Source organism: Paraburkholderia sp. GAS32 (assembly GCF_050434225.1).
GTDB classification, from domain to species: Bacteria; Pseudomonadota; Gammaproteobacteria; order Burkholderiales; family Burkholderiaceae; genus Paraburkholderia; species Paraburkholderia madseniana.
Window position 1 is genome coordinate 91708 of record NZ_JBNPVS010000017.1, and the last position, 18301, is coordinate 110008.

General features: G+C 62.8%; 13 protein-coding genes. 6 read left to right on the top strand and 7 right to left on the bottom strand.

Going from position 1 to position 18301, the window contains the following annotated elements; genetic code table 11:
- Nucleotides 1-319 precede the first annotated feature (319 nt).
- Both P3T25_RS21315 and P3T25_RS21320 read left to right on the top strand, forming a co-directional pair.
- Entirely contained in the window at nucleotides 320-1060 is a 741-nt protein-coding gene (locus P3T25_RS21315; protein WP_115781190.1) for a response regulator, read from the top strand.
- Nucleotides 1057-2328 carry an ATP-binding protein gene (locus P3T25_RS21320; RefSeq protein WP_429358913.1) on the top strand — a complete coding sequence of 424 codons (1272 nt, stop codon included), beginning with the start codon at nucleotides 1057-1059 and terminating at the stop codon, nucleotides 2326-2328. Before P3T25_RS21315 ends, P3T25_RS21320 begins: the two co-directional genes overlap by 4 nt.
- 205 nt (nucleotides 2329-2533) lie before the next feature.
- Here the strand turns inward: P3T25_RS21320 and P3T25_RS21325 are convergent, their stop codons facing one another.
- Entirely contained in the window at nucleotides 2534-3460 is a 927-nt protein-coding gene (locus P3T25_RS21325; RefSeq protein WP_154560952.1) for a tyrosine-protein phosphatase, read from the bottom strand.
- 243 nt (nucleotides 3461-3703) lie between these two features.
- Between P3T25_RS21325 and P3T25_RS21330 the strand changes: the two genes are divergently transcribed.
- Complete coding sequence (locus P3T25_RS21330) at nucleotides 3704-4963, top strand: MFS transporter (RefSeq protein ID WP_266239761.1); 1260 nt, start codon at nucleotides 3704-3706, stop codon at nucleotides 4961-4963.
- An 18-nt stretch (nucleotides 4964-4981) separates the two neighbouring features.
- Nucleotides 4982-6247: a D-amino acid dehydrogenase gene (locus P3T25_RS21335; protein ID WP_154560948.1), complete on the top strand. Its 1266-nt coding sequence runs from the start codon at nucleotides 4982-4984 to the stop codon at nucleotides 6245-6247.
- A gap of 123 nt (nucleotides 6248-6370) precedes the next feature.
- Here P3T25_RS21335 and P3T25_RS21340 read toward each other — a convergent pair whose 3' ends face one another.
- The 3 genes from P3T25_RS21340 to P3T25_RS21350 form a co-directional block, all read right to left on the bottom strand.
- Entirely contained in the window at nucleotides 6371-7840 is a 1470-nt protein-coding gene (locus P3T25_RS21340; protein WP_154560946.1) for a glutamate synthase subunit beta, read from the bottom strand.
- 125 nt (nucleotides 7841-7965) lie between these two features.
- On the bottom strand, nucleotides 7966-12669 hold the full coding sequence (locus tag P3T25_RS21345) for a glutamate synthase-related protein (protein WP_266239764.1): 4704 nt from the start codon (nucleotides 12667-12669) through the stop codon (nucleotides 7966-7968).
- A gap of 297 nt (nucleotides 12670-12966) precedes the next feature.
- A complete protein-coding gene (locus P3T25_RS21350; RefSeq protein WP_054036587.1) occupies nucleotides 12967-13674 on the bottom strand; it encodes a transposase in 708 nt (235 codons plus the stop codon).
- Nucleotides 13675-13861: 187 nt separating this feature from the next.
- Between P3T25_RS21350 and P3T25_RS21355 the strand changes: the two genes are divergently transcribed.
- Together P3T25_RS21355 and P3T25_RS21360 are read left to right on the top strand one after the other, a co-directional pair.
- Nucleotides 13862-14584 carry an OmpW/AlkL family protein gene (locus tag P3T25_RS21355; protein ID WP_154560942.1) on the top strand — a complete coding sequence of 241 codons (723 nt, stop codon included), beginning with the start codon at nucleotides 13862-13864 and terminating at the stop codon, nucleotides 14582-14584.
- A gap of 304 nt (nucleotides 14585-14888) precedes the next feature.
- Nucleotides 14889-15269, top strand: coding sequence for a DUF883 family protein (locus tag P3T25_RS21360; RefSeq protein ID WP_154560940.1), 381 nt, complete (start codon nucleotides 14889-14891; stop codon nucleotides 15267-15269).
- A gap of 97 nt (nucleotides 15270-15366) precedes the next feature.
- Here P3T25_RS21360 and P3T25_RS21365 read toward each other — a convergent pair whose 3' ends face one another.
- The 3 genes from P3T25_RS21365 to P3T25_RS21375 form a co-directional block, all read right to left on the bottom strand.
- The gene (locus P3T25_RS21365) at nucleotides 15367-16569 is read right to left on the bottom strand and encodes a deoxyguanosinetriphosphate triphosphohydrolase (protein WP_429358914.1); all 1203 of its coding nucleotides are present in this window, start codon (nucleotides 16567-16569) and stop codon (nucleotides 15367-15369) included.
- A 77-nt stretch (nucleotides 16570-16646) separates the two neighbouring features.
- The gene (gene aroB, locus P3T25_RS21370; protein WP_154560938.1) at nucleotides 16647-17732 is read right to left on the bottom strand and encodes a 3-dehydroquinate synthase; all 1086 of its coding nucleotides are present in this window, start codon (nucleotides 17730-17732) and stop codon (nucleotides 16647-16649) included.
- Complete coding sequence (locus P3T25_RS21375) at nucleotides 17732-18283, bottom strand: shikimate kinase (protein WP_154560936.1); 552 nt, start codon at nucleotides 18281-18283, stop codon at nucleotides 17732-17734. Before P3T25_RS21375 ends, aroB begins: the two co-directional genes overlap by 1 nt.
- Nucleotides 18284-18301 lie beyond the last annotated feature (18 nt).

Below are 18301 nucleotides of genomic sequence, written 5' to 3' on the forward strand. Positions count from 1 at the left end.
GTGGCGATGCGCGAAGGAACGCGCGCTTTTCCGCGGTTCTTACGACCCGTTGCGACCCCTTGCCGTCAGTAGCAATTGCGCGCAGATTCTTTCCCCGGAGGAATTCCAGCGGTGCAAAATGACTTCCACGCCGCGCTGCGCATGGGCAAATGGGCCAACGCATTGCAGATGCGTTGCCAGATGTGGCGGCCGTGAAATATGCCGTGAGCCTTTGTTGACGGGCCTCACGCCCGGACCGGCGGGCACAGCGCGAGTTTGCGTAAGCATTGGTAAGAAAACAGTCGGTCGCGCGCCGCGCGTGCCAGTCTAGAATTTCGCCATGAATCCACAGGTCCTTATCGTCGACGACGACCCGGTTGTGCGCGATCTGCTTTGCAAGTTTCTGCAGACGAACGGCTTCGACGCGTCAGTGCTGCACGACGGCACCCATTTGCAACGCCGGCTCGAACGTGAACGGCCGTCGGTCGTCGTGCTCGACATCATGATGCCGAACACCGACGGCTTACGCGCGCTCACTGCGCTGCGTGCCGCCGGCGACGACATTCCGGTGATCTTCGTGACGGCGCGCGGTACGGTGGCCGACCGCATCGTCGGGCTTTCGCTCGGCGCGGACGACTACCTGACCAAGCCGTTCGACCCACGCGAACTGCTCGCGCGCATCCATACGGTGCTCCGCCGCCGCGGGCCGTCCACTACGAGCGCGCCGGAAGCCCGCAAGCCGTATCGCTTCGGGCCGTTCGAACTCGACTTCGCCACCCGCTCGCTGTCACGCGACGACTCGAAGCTGCCGCTGCGCGACAGCGAGTTCGCCCTGCTAAAGATTTTCGTCAACAATCCGTACAAGGTGCTGTCGCGCGTGCTGATCCACGATCTCGTGCATCGCGACAATCTCGCCTTCCGCGACCGCAGCCTCGACGTGCCGATCTGGCGCCTGCGCCGCGTGATCGAAGACGACCCGTCCAATCCCTGCTATGTGCAGACGGTGCGCGGCAAAGGCTACGTATTCGTGCCCGACGCCGACGGCACGCCGTTCGCCGACGAGGCTGCCTCAAGCGCATGAGAAACCCGCTGAACACGCTGTTCGGCAGAATGGCGTTACTGTCGGCAGCGGTGTTGTTCGCGATTCAGGCCGGGTGGTTCGTGCTGGTGGTGATGCAGCCGCCGCGCCACGAAATCGACGGCTTCGCGCGCGGCATTCTGCTCGTGCTGCAAGCTATCAACGGCGAGCCGATGAAGGGCGCCGCGCTCGCGCCCGCCATGCGCGTGCACCTCGTGCCCACCTGGAACATGCCGTCGAGCGTCCATCTGCGCACGCCGGATCAGCGTCCGCTGGTCGAACTGAGCCGGCACTTGCGCGAGAACCTGCCGCCCGGCACGCAAATCGCCGTCGACGACCTGCGCCCGCCGCAGCTATGGGTGCTGTTCCCCGGCAAATCGAACTGGGTTGTCGTGCCGGTGGACGTGCCGCCGCGCCCGCGCTTCGTGGTCGAATCCATCTCGATGCTGCTGGCCGCGCTGATTCTGTCGCTGTTCGCGGTCTGGCAGATGCAACGGCCGCTGTCGCGCGTGGCCGATGCCGCCCGCGCGTTCGGTTCAGGTGGCCGGCCGGAACCCGTGACCGTGCAGGGCCCGCGCGAACTGCGCGATCTGATCGGCTCCTTCAACGACATGATGCGGCGCCTGAACGAAGCCGGAGACGACCAGGCGGTGATGCTGGCCGGCGTCGCGCACGATCTGAAAGCGCCGCTCACGCGGCTTAAGTTGCGTGCGAGCGTACTGGTCGCGGAAAACGAGCGCGCCGGCCTGATCCGCGACGTCGACTCGCTGACCAACATCGTCCAGCAGTTTCTGGAGTTTGCGGGCCAGTCCGCCGACGCAGGGCCGCCGGTCGAAGTCGACGAATTCCTGCAGGAACAGTTTTCCGCCAGCGACAGCACCGAGACGCCGCTCTTCACGCTCGATCTGCGCGCCGGTTCGTCGTTCACGCTGCCGCGCACCTTGCTCGACCGGCTGGTCACGAACCTTGTCGACAACGCGCTCGAGCACGGCTCACCGCCGGTGGATATCGCCACGGCGCGCGATGAACGGCATTGGGTGATCAGCGTGCGCGACCACGGCCCAGGCATTCCCGACGACCGCATCGCCGCGGCGATGAAACCGTTCGTACGGCTCGACGCGGCACGCGGGGGCGAAGGTCATTGCGGCCTGGGTCTCGCGATTGTCGCGCGGCTCGCGCACGATCGCGGCGGACGCTGCCATGTGCGCAATCACGCGCAAGGCGGGCTGGAAGTACGAATCGAATTGCCGGTTGGACCGGCATACGCGTAAGGATGATCAAGAAGGGTGAAGCGGCGTTGAGCACGGGCACTTACATGCCCTTACTGGATGGGCTTTTGTGATGGTTGCGACCTTATAGTGGCTCCCGGCAACCTCGATGCCGCCCTTCTCTGTCCGCCCGCTTATTTGGGGCGGACTTTTTTTCGTCTATACCTGCCGGCGTAGTCCGCGCAACACCAGGCGCAGCGAGCGCGAGTCAGACGACGAGGCGGTCGTGCAACGTGTCGATCGTCGCTTGAGACAGGCCCAGGCCTTGTGTCAGATAGCTCGCCATCGTGCCGTAGCTCGCCTGCACCTGATCGAACCCCGCCTGCAGATAATTGTCCTGGACAGTGAACAAGGGCGACTCGATCGTGGCGACCGCGTCGCCGTCCTGCGCGCGTACCGTCGCGGTCTGCGCCGCAATCGACTGAGCCAGATAGACGTTGCTCAGCAGATAGTCCTGCATGATGACGTCGAGCGGCACGTTGGCAATGCTGAGCAGGAGAGCCGCGACCCAGCCGGCGCGATCTTTACCCGCATTGGAATGAAACAGTTGCGCGCCCGCGCCATTGGCGAGTCGCGTGAGGAGCTCGCCGTAGCCGACGCGCTGGGCGGCGCCGGTGACATAGGCGCGCGCCTGGGCTTCCATGAACGCGACGGCGGCGCCTGCCGTGTCGAACGTTGGGGCGACGAAGTCGCTGACACCCAGCACGTCGAGCGCTTGCGATGTCGCACCGGCGGGCAGGATATCCGCGGTACGCGCGGTTTCGCCGGGCGTGCGCAGATCGTAGACGGAAGCGATGCCCAGTTTGTCGAGCGCGGCCGTGTCGGCGGCGCTAAGGGTCAGCGCGTTCGCGCGATAAAAGGCGCCGCGGCGCATCTGCTTGCCGTCAACCGTGGGATAGCCGGCGGCCGCGCCTGCCACATCGCGGAAGTTACTCACCGAGGTGAGGCGTGGCGTTTCCGGCTGATCGGCGTCCAGATTTCCGCCCCCGCAAGCCGACAGCAGTGAACTGCTCATGCCGGAGAGCAGCAACACGCTTGCCGACGATTTCAGGAATGTGCGGCGCGACTGATAAGCCCGCAAAGGCGTGCTCGCGGAGTGGCGGGATGGCGAGCAGGTTTTTGCGGTTGCGTGCATTAAGGGTGACGAGCGCGGGCGTGAGGAGGACTTTCGCAGCTCGAGTGCTGCCGGCGCAGTTTAACGGCGGAAAATAATTTTTGGGTTACATGGTAGTAGTTCGTAAGGAACCGGAATGGAGTTTCTTATGCCGCCGCCATTTTTGACCACAACTGGCCGCACAACACCCCATCCCCTTAGAATACAAAAAACTCACGATCAAGCCGCCGGAAGGCGAAAACCGCCTGGAGACCACAAAAAAACATGCCCTCTCTCCAATGGTTCACCGAACTGACCCAGCGCGAACGCCGCACCCTCTACGCTGGCTTCGGCGGCTACGCAGTCGACGCGTTCGACTTCATGATCTACTCATTCCTTATCCCGACGCTGATCGCGACCTGGGGCATGACCAAAAGCGAAGCCGGCATGATCGCGACCAGTTCGCTGATTTCGTCGGCGATCGGCGGCTGGCTCGCCGGCATTCTGGCCGACCGTTACGGACGCGTCCGTGTCCTCCAGTGGACCATCGCCACCTTCGCGATTTTCACCTGCCTGTCAGGTTTCACCCATTCGTTCTGGCAACTTCTCACCACCCGAACGCTGCAAGGCATCGGCTTCGGCGGCGAATGGTCGGTCGTGACGATCATGATGGCCGAAACCATCCGTTCACCTCAGCATCGCGCGAAAGCCGTCGGCACCGTGCAGAGCAGTTGGTCGTTCGGTTGGGCCGCGGCGGCCATCATCTATTGGGCGTTCTTCGCGCTGCTGCCGGAACAGGTCGCCTGGCGCGCCTGCTTCTGGATCGGCCTGCTGCCCGCGCTGTGGATCTTCTACATTCGCCGCAATGTCAGCGATCCAGAAATCTTTCTCGAAACGCGCCGCGCTCGCGAAAGCGGCTTCGATACCTCGCATTTCCTGCAGATCTTCTCCTTCCCGCACCTCAAAACCACCCTGCTAGGCAGCGTGCTGTGCACCGGCATGCTCGGCGGCTATTACGCGATCACCACCTGGCTGCCGACCTATCTGAAGACCGTGCGGCATCTGTCGGTCTTCAACACCAGCGGCTATCTGATCGTGCTGATCGTCGGCTCGTTCACCGGCTATATGGTCGGAGCGGTTCTGTGCGACAAGATCGGCCGGCGCGCGTCGTTCGTGCTGTTCGCAATCGGCTCGTTCGTGCTCGGCATGGTCTACACGATGCTGCCGATCACCGACGGCATGATGCTCGCGCTCGGCTTCCCGCTCGGCATCGTCGTGCAGGGGATTTTCGCGGGAGTCGGCGCGTATTTGTCGGAGCTCTATCCGAATGCGATCCGCGGCTCGGGGCAGGGCTTCTGCTACAACCTGGGCCGCGGTCTCGGCTCGTTCTTTCCGATCCTGGTGGGTACGCTGTCGCAAACCATGACGCTGGTTAAGGCGATGGGTATCGTCGCCGGTTCGGGCTATCTGCTGGTGATCGTCGCCGCGGTGTGTCTGCCGGAGACCAAGGGTAAAGTGCTTGGTGCGACCAGCCCCATCGCCTGAAAATCGCTGTACACAACCATGAAAACGATTGTTCTGGGCGGCGGCGTCATTGGCGTCGCCACCGCGTTTTATCTGCGCCAGCAAGGCTGCGACGTCGCCGTGATCGAGCGCGAGCCGGACGTCGCGCTCTCCACCAGCTTCGGCAACGCCGGCGTGATCGCGCCAGGCTATGTGACGCCGTGGGCCGCGCCCGGCATGCCGGCGAAGATCCTCAAGTATCTGTTCGAGCCGGCCTCACCGCTGATTTTCCGCCCCACCCTGGATCCGGCTCAATGGCGTTGGATCGCGCGCTGGCTGCGTGAATGCGACCTCGAACGTTTTCGCGTCAACAAGCAGCGCATGCAACGCATCGCTTATTACAGCCGCGAGTGCCTGCACGAATTCCGTGGCCGACATCCGTTCGACTATGGCCGCAGCCAGGGCTATCTGCAATTGTTCCGCAGCGAGTACGACGTCGAGCTCGCGCAACCGGCGCTGGCGGTACTGCGCGACGCGGGCATTGCGCATCGTGAAGTCAGCGCGGCGCAGTGCGTTGAGATCGAACCGGGTTTGCGCTGGGCGCGGCAAACGCCGCTCTCGGGTCTCTACCTCCCCGACGACGAAGCCGGCGATTGCGCCCGCTTCACCCGCGAATTGCGCGCGATCTGTGAGCGCAACGGCGTGCGCTTTTGCTTCGATACACGGGTGAGCTCGCTCGATGTGCGAGGCGGTACGGTTCGCGCGGTGCATGTCGACAGCGAACGCGGCAGCGAGACGTTGCAAGCGGATGCGGTAGTGGTGGCGCTGGGCGTCGACAGTGCAGCGCTGCTCGCGCCGCTCGGGGTGAAGGTGCCGCTCTACCCGGTCAAAGGCTACTCGGCGACGCTGCCGGTCACCGACGATGAAAAGGCCCCGCATGCGGCACTGATGGACGAGTCGCTGAAAACGGCGATCACGCGCTTCGGCAACAACCTGCGCGTGGCCGGCACCGCGGAGCTCGGCAATCGCCAGACGACCTTGCGCGAACAGGCCTTGCAGACGCTGATGAAAGTGCTCAGGGACTGGTTTCCGCACGCGGCCAATCCGACCTCCGCGCATTTCTGGGTGGGCCGCCGGCCGATGACACCCGATGGCACGCCGCTACTCGGCCCGTCCGGTGTGGAGAATCTGTGGCTGAATCTCGGGCACGGCTCGACGGGCTGGGCAATGTCGATGGGCTCGGGCCGGGTGGTCGCGGATTTGATTACGCAGCGCACGCCGGAGATCGATCTGGAAGGGCTGACGTTGGCGCGCTATCGGAAGTAGCAATTAAAAAGCCGGGTCACCCTCTCAGGTGCCCGGCTTTGTTTTTACGGCTTTGTCGTCTCCACCTCTTCCTGCAAGCAGTGGCCGGTTTCCGCGTTGAAGAGCGAAAACCAGCTGGAGACGTTAGCGCGGCAGTTCCGAATGACCCATCAGGAACGCATCGACCGAGCGTGCGCACTGACGGCCTTCGCGAATCGCCCACACTACGAGCGACTGGCCACGACGCATATCGCCCGCGGTGAAGACCTTGTCCACTGACGTGTAATACGCCTTGTCGCCTTCAGTCGACGCGCGCACGTTGCCACGGTTGTCCTTGTCGACGCCGAACGCTTCGAGCACCGGCGACACCGGTTGCGTGAAGCCCATGGCCAGCAGCACCAGATCGGCCTTCATTTCGAATTCCGAGTTCGGCACTTCCTGCATCTTGCCGTCCTTCCATTCGACGCGCGCCGCGATCAGCTTCTCGACCTTGCCGTTCTTGCCTTCGAGGCGCTTGGTAGCAACAGCCCAATCGCGCGAGCAGCCCTCGTCATGCGACGACGACGTGCGCAGCTTGATCGGCCAGTACGGCCACACGAGCGGCTTGTTTTCCTCTTCCGGCGGTTGCGGCAGCAGTTCGAATTGCGTGACGCTCTTCGCGCCATGACGGTTCGACGTACCGACGCAGTCCGAACCCGTATCGCCGCCGCCGATCACGACCACATGCTTGCCCTTGGCGAGCAATTGGTTCGCGACTTTGTCGCCGGCATTGACCTTGTTCTGCTGCGGCAGGAATTCCATTGCGTAGTGGATGCCTTCCAGTTCACGGCCCGGCACTGGTAAATCGCGCGGCGTTTCCGAACCGCCGGCGATCACGACCGCGTCGAACTGTTCTTTCAGCTCGGCCGGTGTGATGGTTTCCTTCGCGGTGTTGCCGATGTGTTCCGGCAGCGAATCCGCCTTGCCGACGAACACGTTGGCGCGGAACGTCACGCCTTCGGCTTCCATCTGACGCATGCGGCGGTCGATCAGCCACTTCTCCAGCTTGAAGTCAGGAATGCCGTAACGCAGCAAGCCGCCGATCCGGTCGTTCTTTTCGAACACGGTGACATCGTGCCCCGCGCGCGCGAGTTGCTGCGCGGCGGCCAAACCGGCGGGGCCTGATCCGACCACGGCGACCTTCTTGCCGGTCTTGTGCTTCGGCGGCAGCGGCGCGACCCAACCTTCGGCCCACGCTTTGTCGATGATCGCGTGTTCGATCGACTTGATGCCCACCGGGTCGTCGTTGATGCCGAGCGTACATGCCGCTTCGCACGGCGCCGGGCAGATGCGGCCCGTGAACTCGGGGAAGTTGTTCGTCGAGTGCAGCACTTCGATCGCGTTCTTCCAGTCCTGATGGAACACCAGGTCGTTGAAGTCCGGGATGATGTTGTTCACCGGGCAGCCGTTGTTGCAGAACGGAATGCCGCAGTCCATGCAACGTGCGCCTTGAATCTTGGCTTCGTCGTCGGTCAGTGCCGCGACAAATTCCTTGTAGTGCTTCACACGCGTGAGCGGAGCTTCGTACGCCTCGTGGCGGCGCTCATACTCGAGAAAACCGGTTGCCTTGCCCATGTGGTTCTCTTCTCTATCTGTATCAGGTGAGGTGATCTACACCCGCCGCGTCGAACAATCGAATCGTCGAGCGCGGCGGGTACGGCTAAGTGTGACGTCTGCGGGTCGAGCCGCGGGCGGGTCAGTTAAGCGGCGAGTACTTCCTTGTTCGCCTTCTTCGCAGCCATTTCGCCCAGTGCGCGCTTGTATTCGGTCGGGAACACCTTCACGAACTGACGGCGCGACGCATCCCAGTTTTCCAGCAGCGCTTTCGCGCGCGGCGAACCCGTGAACTGGAAGTGACGTTCGATGAGACCCTTGAGCAGGGCTTCGTCGGTTGCGCCGCTGTGCCACAAGCCCTTGTCGACCGTGCGTTCCTGTTCAGCCTGTTGCAGAACCGGATCGAGCGCGACCATCGACTTGTTGCACTTGCCCGCGAACGTGCTGTCCGGGTCGTACACGTAAGCGATACCGCCCGACATACCGGCCGCGAAGTTACGGCCCGTTTCGCCGAGCACGATCACAGTGCCGCCCGTCATGTATTCGCAACCGTGGTCGCCCGTGCCTTCGACGACCGCAGTCGCACCGGAGTTACGCACGCAGAAACGCTCGCCGGCGACGCCGCGGAAGAACGCTTCGCCTTCGATCGCGCCGTACATCACCGTGTTGCCACAGATGATGTTTTCTTCGGACTTGCCGCGGAAATCGTTAGTCGGACGGATGATGATGCGGCCGCCCGAGAGGCCCTTGCCGACATAGTCGTTGCCGTCGCCAACCAGATCCAGCGTCACGCCTCTCGCGAGGAACGCGCCGAAACTCTGGCCTGCGGTGCCCTTCAACTGGATGTGAATCGTGTCGTCAGGCAAGCCGTCGTGGCCGTACTTCTTCGCGATCGTGCCGGACAGCATCGCGCCGACCGTACGGTTCACGTTGCGCACCGGCTGGATGAACGAGACGTGCTCGCCCTTCTCGATGGCGGCCTTGGCCTTCTCGATCAGCACGTGATCCAGTGCGCGGTCGAGACCGTGGTCCTGCACGTCGACGTGCTTGCGTGCCACGTCTGCCGACACCTGCGGCTGATAGAACACGCGCGAGAAGTCGAGACCCTTCGCCTTCCAGTGTTCGACGCCCTTCTTCATATCGAGCAGCTCGGCGTGACCGATCAGGTCCTCGAACTTGCGGATGCCCAGTTGCGCCATGATTTCGCGCGCCTCTTCCGCAACGAAGAAGAAGAAGTTGACGACATGTTCCGGCTGGCCCTGGAACTTCGCACGCAGCACCGGATCTTGCGTCGCGACGCCGACCGGGCAGGTGTTCAGGTGGCACTTGCGCATCATGATGCAGCCTTCGACGACCAGCGGCGCCGTCGCGAAGCCGAATTCGTCCGCGCCGAGCAGCGCGCCGATCACGACGTCGCGGCCGGTCTTCATCTGACCGTCGGCCTGCACGCGGATACGGCCGCGAAGCTGGTTCAGCACCAGCGTCTGCTGCGTTTCCGCCAGACCCAGTTCCCACGGTGTACCGGCATGCTTCACCGACGACAGCGGCGATGCACCCGTACCGCCGTCATGACCGGCGATCACAACGTGATCGGCCTTCGCCTTGGCGACACCCGCTGCCACCGTACCGACGCCCGACTCCGACACCAGCTTTACCGACACGCTGGCGGCCGAGTTGGCGTTCTTCAGGTCGTGAATCAGTTGCGCCAGATCTTCGATCGAGTAGATGTCGTGGTGCGGCGGCGGCGAAATCAGGCCGACGCCCGGCACCGAGTAACGCAGCTTGCCGATGTATTCCGACACCTTGTGGCCCGGCAACTGACCGCCTTCGCCCGGCTTCGCGCCTTGCGCCATCTTGATCTGGATCTGATCGGCCGACGCGAGGTATTCCGCCGTCACGCCGAAACGGCCTGACGCCACCTGCTTGATCTTCGAGCGCAGCGAATCGCCGTCCTTCAGCGGAATGTCGACGATCACTTCATCGCCGATCACCGACTTCATGGTGTCGCCGTTCTTGATCGGAATGCCGCGCAGTTCGTTGCGATAACGGTTCACGTCCTCGCCGCCTTCGCCGGTGTTCGACTTGCCGCCGATGCGGTTCATCGCGACAGCCAGCGTGGCGTGGGCTTCGGTCGAGATCGAGCCCAGCGACATGGCGCCGGTGGCGAAACGCTTGACGATGTCCTTCGCCGATTCCACTTCGTCGAGCGGGATCGCCTTGGCCGGATCGAACTTAAATTCGAACAGGCCGCGGAACGTCATGTGGCGCTTGGTCTGATCGTTGATCAGATGCGCGTATTCCTTGTACGTCTGGTACGAATTGCTGCGCGCCGAGTGTTGGAGCTTGGCGATCGCATCCGGCGTCCACATGTGTTCTTCGCCGCGCACGCGATAGGCGTACTCGCCACCCGCGTCGAGCATGTTCGCGAGCACCGGGTTGTCGCCGAACGCGTCGCGATGCAGACGGATCGCTTCTTCCGCGACGTCGAACAGGCCGATCCCGCCGACCTTCGACGAGGTGCCGTTGAAGTACTTCGACACAAGGCCTTCAGCCAGACCCACAGCTTCGAAAATCTGCGCGCCGGTGTACGACATGTAGGTCGAAATGCCCATCTTCGACATGACCTTCTGCAGGCCCTTGCCGACCGCCTTCGTGAAGTTGTAGACCGCCTTTTCCGCCGACAGGTCACCCTTCAGGCCCGCTGCGAGCTGGCCGAGCGTTTCCATCGCGAGGTACGGGTGCACGGCTTCCGCGCCGTAGCCCGCGAGCAACGCGAAGTGGTGCGTTTCACGAGCCGAGCCGGTTTCCACGACGAGACCCGCGCTCGTGCGCAGACCGTGCTGGACGAGGTGCGTATGGATCGCGGCGGTGGCCAGCAGCGCCGGGATCGCCACATTGTCGCGGTCGGTCTTGCGGTCCGACACGATCAGCATGTTGTAGCCGGACTTGACCGCATCGACGGCTTCCGCGCACAGCGAAGCCAGACGCGCTTCGATGCCTTCCTTGCCCCAGGCCACCGGATAGCAGATGTTCAGTTCGTACGAGCTGAACTTGCCGCCCGTGTACTGATCGATCGCACGGATCTTGGCGATGTCCTTGAAGTCGAGCACCGGCTGCGACACTTCGAGACGCATCGGCGGGTTGATGTTGTTCGTGTCCAGCAGGTTCGGCTTCGGACCGACGAACGACACCAGCGACATCACCATGTTTTCACGGATCGGGTCGATCGGCGGGTTCGTGACTTGCGCGAACAACTGCTTGAAGTAGTGATAGAGCGTCTTGTTCTTGTTGGACATGACCGCCAGCGGCGAGTCGTTGCCCATCGAGCCGACGGCTTCTTCACCGGCTTGCGCCATCGGCGCCATCAGGAACTTGAGGTCTTCCTGCGTGTAGCCGAACGCCTGCTGGCGATCCAGCAAAGCAGCGGCTTCGCGGCGTTCCGTGACGACGTCTTCGGCCTTCGGCTCGATTTCGTCGAGCTTGATGCGCACGGCGTCGATCCAGCTCTTGTACGGCTTGGCGTTGGCGAGGTTGTCCTTCAGTTCCTTGTCGTCGATGATGCGGCCGTGTTCCATGTCGATCAGGAACATCTTGCCCGGCTGCAGACGCCACTTCTTGACGATCTTCGACTCGGGGATAGGCAGCGTGCCCGCTTCCGACGCCATGATGACCAGGTCGTCGTCGGTGACGATGTAGCGCGCCGGACGCAGGCCGTTACGGTCGAGCGTGGCGCCGATCTGACGGCCGTCGGTGAAGGCGATCGCGGCGGGGCCGTCCCACGGCTCCATCATCGCGGCGTGGTATTCGTAGAACGCGCGGCGGTTGTCGTCCATCAGCGTGTGCTGTTCCCACGCTTCCGGGATCATCATCATGACCGCGTGGACGAGCGGGTAGCCGGCCATCACCAGCAGTTCGAGACAGTTGTCGAACGATGCTGTGTCGGATTGGCCCGGGTAGATCAGCGGCCACAGCTTGGGCAGATCGTCGCCGAGCACGTGCGACGCGATCGCGCCGGTACGGGCGTTCAGCCAGTTGACGTTGCCCTTCACCGTGTTGATTTCGCCGTTGTGGGCGATCATGCGGTACGGGTGAGCCAGTTCCCACGCCGGGAACGTGTTGGTCGAGAAGCGCTGGTGCACCAGCGCCAGCGCCGACACCGTGCGCTCGTCCTGCAGGTCGCGGTAATACACGCCAACCTGGCCGGCCAGCAGCAGCCCCTTGTAGACGACCGTGCGCGCCGAGCACGACGGCACGAAGTATTCCTTGCCGTGCTTGAGCTTGAGCGCCTGGATACGGTGGCTCGCGGTCTTGCGGATCACGTACAGCTTCCGCTCGAGCGCGTCGGTCACCATGATGTCCTTGCCGCGGCCGATGAAGATCTGGCGAATCAGCGGCTCGCTCGCCTTGACGGTGGGCGAAATCGGCATGGTGTGGTCGACCGGCACGTCGCGCCAGCCCAGCACGACCTGGCCTTCGGCCTTCACCGTGCGTTCCAGCTCCTGTTCGCAGGCGAGACGCGATGCATGTTCCTTCGGCAGGAAGACCATGCCCACGCCGTACTCGCCGTTCGGCGGCAGCACGACGCCCTGCTTGGCCATTTCCTCACGATAGAAACCGTCCGGAATCTGGATCAGGATGCCCGCGCCGTCGCCCATCAGCGGATCGGCGCCGACGGCGCCCCGGTGGTCGAGGTTCTCGAGAATCTTCAGGCCCTGCTCGATGATCTCGTGGCTTTTCTTGCCCTTGATATGGGCGACGAAGCCGACGCCGCAGGCGTCATGTTCGTTTTGCGGGTCGTACAGACCTTGCGCGGCGGGAACCGGGTGAGTCGGTTGCTGGTGGTCGTTCATGGGGACACCGTCTGTGAGGGGCCGGACAGGCCGTTAAAACCGTTTTCTATTGCCGCAGTGCGCACCGCAACCGCGACGGCGACTCAGTACGCTTGAATGCTACGCGTGCCAAAAAGTGCCGAAATTCGGAATATACGCGACGAATCAACGGAATAGCAAATAAAACGTGATGTTCGAGCCCCAATTATCAAGTTGGTGCATTGCGGCTATTTTTTATTGGTGCCATATCAAAAAGGTGCAGAAGAAAACGGCATGCGAAGATGCCGTTTCGGGTGCAGCCCTTTGATATGGAACGCTTTATTGCGTCTGCGGCGTTTCGCGGACCTTGCGCGGCCGCCCGCGCGGCAGCGGCGAAACGCGCCGGTTGGCCGCCCGCGCCGCCCATTCGCGGTAGGTGTCGCTGCCCAAAACCCAGCCTTTCAGGGTGGCCTGCTGAAGCTGACTGGCTTCGCGTTCGTCGAGCGGTTGCTCGCACAACTCCCGGTAGGCGCGCTGTCGTTCGAACGGCGTATTGCCGAGCGACCAGTACAACGGATGGTCGGTAATCAGGCTGTCGAGCGTGAGGCCGATGTGATGGCGGTAGCTCGACCAGCGGTAGTCCTCGGGCGCGCTTACAAGCCCGGCGCGCACCGGCGACATCTCGACAACGCGGCTCGCCAGCAGGAAATACCGCTCCCCTTCGATTACCGTGGCACGGTAGCGGCCCTCCCACAGTGTGCCGCGACGCGCATAACGCCGGTTGAAGTGCGCAACGTAGCGGCGCCCCACCGCCTGCATTGCCTTCGGCAGGCTCGACTCCTCAGTGGGTGTGACGAGCAGTTGGACTGAGCCCGGCATCAACGCATACGCGTGGATGGACAAGTGATGGTCGCGTGAAGCCGCTTTTAAGCAGTCGATGAAAAGCTCGTAGTCCTGGTCGTCGACAAATGCGGGCTGCTGATCGAGTCCACGGAGGATGACGTGCTGCGGCTGGTCAGGGACATAGAGACGTGCAAGCCGTGCCATGCTGGAGTATCCAATAGTCGCGTTGGTATATACCCGAAGGTCCGAAAAGCCGCGTGGGCGCTGGGTTCGGCGCGGCGCGGCTTAGCCAGAAACCGCCCGGCGCTTAGGGAGAAAGCTCTAACTGCCGCGTATGGTTTGTTTCAAACGTTGTGGTCATAATGAGCGGGCCTTTTTTGGAGGAGCACATATGAAATTAAAACAGGCCATAACGGGGATCGCGGCGCTCGCCTGCATGACGGCAGCTCACGCGCAATCGGCCGGCAGTTTTTACGCTACGACGGGGTGGTTCCATTTCGCCCCTCAAGACAGTAGCGATCCTTTGAAAGAAACAAGCGTCGGCGGGACACCCGTCAACATCTCAGTACCCGGCACAGGCGCTGGCATCGACAGCTCCGACACCCTCGGCTTAAGCCTAGGCTACTTTGTCACCGATCACATCTCCGCGGAAGCCGAAATTGGCATTCCGCCGAAATTCAACCTGCTAGGCACAGGCACCTTCGGGCAATTCGGTACGCTCGGCTCCGCGAAGCAATGGAGTCCTGCTCTCCTGTTCAAATACTACTTCAACGACGCCACCGCGGCGTTCCGACCGTATGCCGGGCTCGGCGTCACGTACGTCTGGTTCACGGACGCGAAGATCACCAACACTGCGTTTGAACAAGGCGTACTGCATGGTCCGACCTCGGTATCGACGGATCGTTCCTGGGCACCGGTGTTTAATCTCGGTTTCAACTATGCGTTCACCAAACACTGGTTCGCAGGCCTCTCCGTCTCATACATACCGCTCAGCGTAACCGCGAAACTGACCTCGAACGCTGCGACTCCGGTTGGCAACCTGACCGTGACGTCCGAGGCAAAAATCAGACTCAACCCGATCGTTACTTTCGCGAAGATAGGTTACGTCTTCTAGGGAGGCAGGCTGTGCCTGCATGGATCGAACCGTCGCGAACAGTCCGCACCTCGGCCAAACGCCGTCACACACGTGACGGCGTTTTTGATTCTATGCCTCTGTCACCTATTTTGGTAAATGCCGGATGCGTTGTAATTTTGACCACCGATCGACCTTTCCAGTGCAATTTCTGCCGCCAGCAACCGTCGGCACGTGTGTGATGACCTCGCTGGAACACCGCGCAGCCTTTGGCATCGAAGTTGCGTGACGCCATGTTTCGCATGAGTATGCGGAGACTTTTATCATCCTCATCGACGGAGCGACCATGACAACACTTCCGAACACGCGAGACGCCCTCGGCGAATCCTGGACCACCACGAGCCGCCGTGCGCGGCGTATTGCTCGCCGTAGCCGCCATGCGGCCGCAGATATCGCAGGTGAACTGCGCACGCTGATGTCGGAACTCGAATCCACCTTGGCGGACGGCACCCAGGCCGACGCGGTGGCGCTGCGCAGCAAACTGCACAAGCAGCTCGGCGCAGCACGCGAGCGCCTGAACGACACCCGTGAAGCCATGCGCGAACGCGCTGAAGTGGCGATTGCCGATGCCGACGACTACGTGCATGAAAACCCTTGGCAGACAATTGCAATCGTCGGCGGCGTTGCGCTGATTGCCGGCGCGCTGTTCGCGTCGCGGCTGCGGTAGGCGGGATGTTGCAACGAGCAGCGAGACGGGCCGACTCCCACTGGTAGCCTTACCTGCCGGCGGACTTCTTGCACCGACACCCGTCGGCGGGGCCCGTTCAGTTGTCGTCGATCACGAACAGCCGCTGATACTCCTTCACCGCGTATCGATCCGTCATGCCCGCGATGTAATGGGCGATCAGGCGCGGTTGCTGCGACGCGTCCGTCGATTGATAACCGGGTGGCAATAGCCGCGAATCTTCGGTGAACGCATCGAACAGACCGGCCACCACGCGACGCGCCTTGTTGGCCATGCGCATCACGCGATAGTGGCGGTACAGGTTTTTGAACAGAAACCGCTTGAGCGCCGCCGCCTGCGCGGCGATCGCTTCACTATGCGCGACCAGCGGCGGTGCGGCGCGCACTGCGTCCAGCGAGACTGGCGCGTGCCTTGCAAGATTGAGCGAGGTCGTATCGATCAGGTCGACGATTAACGTATTGATGATGCGGCGCACCGTCTCGTGAATCAGCCGGCGCCCTTCGATCTGCGGAAAGTCGCCGCGCGCCGCCACGTAGTGCGTCTGCCATAACTCGACTTCGGCAAGCTGCTCCACCGTGAGCAAGCCTGAGCGCAAGCCGTCGTCGACATCGTGGTTGCTGTACGCAATCTCATCGGCGACATTGGCGATCTGCGCTTCGATGGAAGGCTGCCGCCCCTCCAGAAAGCGCTCGCCGAGCGCGCCGAGCCGCCGCGCGTTCTCACGCGAGCAGTGCTTGAGAATACCCTCCCGCGTTTCGAAGCAGAGATTCAGGCCGTTGAACGCGCCGTAGTGCTCCTCCAGATCGTCGACCACCGCGAGGCTTTGCAGGTTGTGCTCGAAGCCGCCATGCTCGCGCATACATTCGTTCAGCGCATCCTGGCCCGCATGGCCGAACGGCGTATGACCGAGATCGTGCGCAAGCGAAATGGCTTCGACGAGGTCTTCATTGACGCGCAGGTTGCGAGCCACCGAACGGGCAATCTGCGCGACTTCCAGGCTATGCGTGAGTCGCGTGCGAAACAGATCGCCTTCGTGATTCACGAATACCTGAGTTTTGTATTCAAGCCGGCGGAACGCCGTCGAATGGACAATGCGGTCGCGATCGCGCTGGAATTCGGTGCGCGCGCTTGGCGCGGCTTCGGGATAGTGGCGGCCGCGCGACTGCGCGGAATGCGCTGCATACGGCGCGAGATGCGCTTCCAGTGCTTCCTGCGAAGGCACGCCGCTCACCGGCGTGCCTGCGGGGTCATGCTTTACATCGTCGCTGCGCCTGTCAGTCACCGGATTCTCCGAAACATGGGCGGCGCCTCGTGACGCTGGTGCGTGTTGCCTTGCTGCTAAGCCTCTGCCGAGTCGGTTTAGACGGCGGCGACCAGCGTGGCATGCACCTCGGCGTCGGGCGCCTGGGTGATCAGCGTCTCACCGAAACGCTTCAGCAGAATGAATTTGATCGCGCCGGCTTCCGCCTTCTTGTCGACCCGCATGAGGTCGACATAACGCGACTCGCCGAGCGCAGGCGCCCGGGTGGGTAGATGCGCGGCAACGATCACATCGACCAGACGCTTGCGCGCCGCTTCGTCGAGATAACCCATGCGCACGGACAGGTCCGCCGCCATCACCATCCCGCAGCCGACCGCCTCGCCGTGCAGCCATTCGCCGTAGCCGAGTCCGGCTTCGATCGCATGGCCGAACGTGTGGCCGAAATTGAGGATCGCGCGCAGCCCGCCTTCGCGCTCGTCCTGCGCCACGACCGAAGCCTTGATCTCACACGAGCGCTTGACCGCCCCGGCCAGCGCTTCGGGCTCGCAGCGATTGAGCGCCTCGATGTTCGCTTCGATCCAGCCGAAGAAACCGGCGTCGGCAATCGCGCCGGTCTTGATCACTTCGGCGACGCCCGCGGCCAGTTCGCGCGCCGGCAGCGTGCGCAGCGCGCCGATGTCGGCGATCACGGCCTGCGGCTGATAGAACGCGCCGATCATATTCTTGCCGAGCGGGTGGTTGATGCCCGTCTTGCCGCCCACCGACGAATCCACCTGCGATAACAACGTAGTCGGCACCTGGATGAACGGCACGCCGCGCATGTAGCAGGCCGCGGCAAACCCCGTCATGTCGCCGATCACGCCGCCGCCCAAGGCAATCAGCGTGGTCTTGCGATCGGCGCGCGAGCCCAGCAGCGCGTCGAAAATCAGGTTCAGGGTTTCGAGGTTCTTGTACGCTTCGCCGTCGGGCAAAACGACCGTGGAGACCTGCTTGCCGAGCGGCGCCAGCGCGGCGCGCAGCTTGTCGCCGTAAAGCGGGTCGACCGTGGTATTCGTGACGATCGTGACCGAACTGCCGGCGATATGCGGCGCGAACAACGCGGTCTGGCCGATGAGATCGGCACCGATATGGATGGGGTAGGCGCGCTCGCCCAGTTCGACATTGACGGTAATCATACGGTCCATTATGACGCAGGATGTTTGGCGACGCCGGCCATCTCGAGCTGCATCAGAACCATGTTGACGAGTCCGTTGACCGAAGGCCGGCCAGTTTCGATCACGAAGTGCGCACATTCCCGGTATAGCGGATCGCGCACTTCGTAGAGCGCCTCGAGGCGCGCTTTGGGGTCTTCGGTTTGCAACAGCGGGCGATTCTTGTCGCGCCGGGTGCGCAGCCACAGATCGTGCGGATTGGCGCGCAAATAGATCACCACGCCCCGATTTTGCAGCGCTTCGCGGTTTTCCGGCCGCAGCACCGCGCCGCCGCCTGTGGCCAGCACGATATTTTCGCGCCCGGTCAGGTCGGAAATCACATGCGCCTCGCGATCGCGAAAGCCCGCTTCACCTTCCAGTTCGAAGATCACAGGGATGCGCGCGCCCGTACGCGCCTCGATTTCATGGTCGGAATCGAAGAACGGGCGATCGAGACGGCGCGCAATGGCCCGGCCCACGGTGGTTTTGCCTGCCCCCATGAGCCCTACAAAAAATACATTGGCGTGTGCGTCCCGCGCTTGCAACGGTGTCCCTCTGGCTAA